At 66.2% G+C, this 3,000-nt stretch carries 4 protein-coding genes and 1 pseudogene; 3 read left to right on the forward strand and 2 right to left on the reverse strand.

The features are described 5' to 3' along the window. Both KAY22_RS27140 and rpsU read right to left on the reverse strand, forming a co-directional pair. Nucleotides 1-116 (reverse strand): annotated as a pseudogene (locus KAY22_RS27140) (FKBP-type peptidyl-prolyl cis-trans isomerase); the annotation flags it as partial. Nucleotides 117-186: 70 nt separating this feature from the next. Next, nucleotides 187-393, reverse strand: coding sequence for a 30S ribosomal protein S21 (gene rpsU, locus KAY22_RS27145; protein WP_029548939.1), 207 nt, complete (start codon nucleotides 391-393; stop codon nucleotides 187-189). 207 nt (nucleotides 394-600) lie between these two features. Between rpsU and KAY22_RS27150 the strand changes: the two genes are divergently transcribed. The 3 genes from KAY22_RS27150 (at nucleotide 601) to KAY22_RS27160 (ending at nucleotide 2,980) form a co-directional block, all read left to right on the forward strand. After that, on the forward strand, nucleotides 601-1,146 hold the full coding sequence (locus tag KAY22_RS27150) for a (2Fe-2S)-binding protein (RefSeq protein WP_296626154.1): 546 nt from the start codon (nucleotides 601-603) through the stop codon (nucleotides 1,144-1,146). Nucleotides 1,147-1,264: 118 nt separating this feature from the next. After that, nucleotides 1,265-2,260: an RcnB family protein gene (locus KAY22_RS27155; RefSeq protein ID WP_296626155.1), complete on the forward strand. Its 996-nt coding sequence runs from the start codon at nucleotides 1,265-1,267 to the stop codon at nucleotides 2,258-2,260. Nucleotides 2,261-2,503: 243 nt separating this feature from the next. Then, nucleotides 2,504-2,980 (forward strand): RcnB family protein, encoded by a 477-nt coding sequence (locus KAY22_RS27160; protein ID WP_296626156.1) that lies wholly within the window; start codon nucleotides 2,504-2,506, stop codon nucleotides 2,978-2,980. Nucleotides 2,981-3,000 lie beyond the last annotated feature (20 nt).

Below are 3,000 nucleotides of genomic sequence, written 5' to 3' on the forward strand. Positions count from 1 at the left end.
GTGCTGACATAAGCAGCGCCCACGGCGAGAGCGACGACCGCCGCGACGCCTACCCACAATTTGGTAAGCGATCCCTTCGCGATCGGACGAAGGGGGACGGCGGTTACTTCCGACATAGACGCTTCGCTCTCTCAGCCATGAATGCAATATGGGAGGCGCCGAACAGAACGCCTCCGGACAGAGTTCTTACCGAACGCCGTCACGCTCCATCCGCTTGCGCTCCAGCTTACGGGCGCGGCGGATCGCAGCGGCGCGCTCGCGAGCGCGCTTCTCGGACGGCTTCTCGTAATGACGACGCAGCTTCATCTCGCGGTACACGCCTTCACGCTGCAGCTTCTTCTTGAGCGCGCGGAGGGCCTGATCGACATTGTTGTCGCGAACGATGATCTGCATAAAAAAACCGGTCTCCAATATCCTGCGGAGCGAGCCATCCACGCCGCCGATCCGACGGAGTCTCAAGCTACAACGCAAAAACGTTTGTCGTCGCGGAAGCTTTTTCCGCGCCGTGAAGAGCGGCCCCTATCAAGCGGGGCGCGATTCTTCAAGCCAAAGCATGTCTTTTTTCGCTACATCCGCGCCTACGCCGGGTTATGAGGGGCCATGACCAGGTTCACCGTCAATGGCCAGCCCGTCCACTACAAGATGGATCCTGCGACCCCGCTGCTGTGGGCGCTGCGCGATGCGTCCAACATGACCGGCACGAAATATGGGTGCGGGGCGGGCCTGTGCGGCGCCTGCACGGTCCATATCGACGGCCAGGCGGCGCGATCGTGCAGCGTGCCGATCGGCTCGATCGAGGGCAGCTTCGTCACCACCATCGAAGCGCTGTCGCGCGACCGCAGCCATCCGGTTCAGCAGGCCTGGGTTGCGGAGAATCTGCCCCAATGCGGCTATTGCCAGCCGGGCATGATCATGGCGGCAGCCGCGCTGCTCGAAAGCAATGGCTCGCCGAGCGATGCCGAGATCGACGCCGCGATCACCAATATCTGCCGCTGCGGCACCTATCCCCGCATCCGTAGAGCGATCGGCCGCGCCGCACGGATCCGGAGAGGCGAAGAGACGGTCGCCGCCGCGCCGCCGCCCGGCATCGATCCTGCCGACGCCGCGCGCGCAGTCCCGGCGCTCGATTCAAGGCCGGCCGAATAAGGTCGTAACCGACTCCGATTCTTTCGGCAGCCTGACGCACGGGTTCAGCCGGCGCTAAGCCCCGCGCCGATAGGAGAGGATCAGGCAGGCATCGCGCCCGCCGTCGGGAGATGTTTCGATGCGTAGCGTTTCGCGGATGATGACCGGCCTGTTGCTCGGTTCCGCTCTGGTCCTGCCCTCCCTTGCGTCCGCTCAGGAAGCGCCGCCATCCCGTCCGCGTGCCGGGCAAGGAGACATGCGCGGTGCGATGATGAATGCGGACAGCCGCCGCGAGGCGATGGAGCGCTATCGCGCTTCGCAGCGCCCGGCCGAGCAGGCGCGCCCGGCTCCCACGACGCCGGCACCGACCCGCGACTGGAATCGCGAGGGCAATCGCGACGACCGCCGCCCGGCAACTGCAACGCCGGGGCCCCAGGCACCGCGAGCGGGCACGACGCCCCCCGATCGTAACTGGTCCTCTGACCGTCGCACCTGGGACAGGGACGGCGACCGCAACTGGTCGACCGACCGTGGCCGCTGGGACGGTGAGAATCGGCGCGACGGACGTCCGACGCCTCCTCCCCCTGGAACGCCCAACGCTGGCGGCGACCGCCGCGACCGCGACGGACGCAACTGGGATGGGCGTGACCGTGACGGACGCGACGGACGTGCAGGAGATGGACGAGGCTGGGACGGCCGCGGCGCCGATCGCGTCGATCAGAACCGGCGCGATCGGGACTGGCGTGAGCGCGACGGGCGCGGTTGGGACCGTGCCGATCGCGATGGCCGGTCCTGGGATAGAAATGACGGCCGCCGCGACGATCGCCGCTGGGATCGTGCGTGGCGCGACGACCGCCGCTATGACTGGCGCGGCTATCGCGACAGCCATCGCAACGTCTATCGCCTGCCGCGCTACGTCGCTCCGCGTCCCGGCTTCAGCTATCGCCGCTGGTATCCCGGCTATCGCTTCGATCCATGGTTCTATGGATCGAGCTACTGGATCGGCAATCCGTGGCAATATCGCCTGCCACCGGCCTACGGCGACTTCCGCTGGGTCCGCTATTATGATGACGCGGTCCTCGTTGACCTCCGCAGCGGCGAGATCGTCGACATAATCTACGACGTCTTCTTCTGATCACGGCTCCGGCAAGAGAGTGGCCGAGAGGGGGCCCGGCGGCATGTCCGCCGGGCTCTTTTCGTTGGACCGAAATGATGGCCCCCTGCGGGAGGCCCGGCCTTTCATATCCTTTCATTTCGCTGACGATCGGGTTCGCGCCCGGTTCATCGCCGCTGTGCGAATCAGATGTCAGTGCCGGAGGAGGAACAGGGCCCCCGTCACGGAGTTTTGACGAAGCGAATTTCGAGAGGAGTATATCTCATGCGTAAACCGATCATTCTGGCCCTGCTCGCTGCCGTGGCCTTGCCGTCGATGGCGTCGGCCCAGTCACTGCGCGAGGCGCGCGAAAGCCAGCGCGACGTTCGTGAGGCGCAGCGCGATGTCCGCGAAGCCCAGCGTTACGGTGACCGCCGCGACGTTCGCGAGGCGCGCGAAGATCTGCGCGACGCACGTCGGGAAGCGCGCGGTGACTGGCGCGATTATCGCCAGTCGCACCGCGACGTGTTCCGTCGTCCCGCCTATGTCGGCCCGCGCGGCTATGCCTATCGCCCCGTGACGCCCGGCTACCGCTTCGCGCCGGCCTATTACAGCTCGCGCTATGTGATTGCCGATCCGGCGCGTTACCGCCTGCCGCGTCCGTCGGGCTACAACCGCTGGGTGCGCTACGGCAATGACGTGGTCCTCGTGAACGCCCGGACCGGTCGCGTGGTCGAAGTGCACAACCGCTTCTTCTGGTAAGCCTGCCGGAAGCACAGGAG

Source organism: Rhizorhabdus sp., assembly GCF_018006725.1.
Classification (GTDB): domain Bacteria; phylum Pseudomonadota; class Alphaproteobacteria; order Sphingomonadales; family Sphingomonadaceae; genus Rhizorhabdus.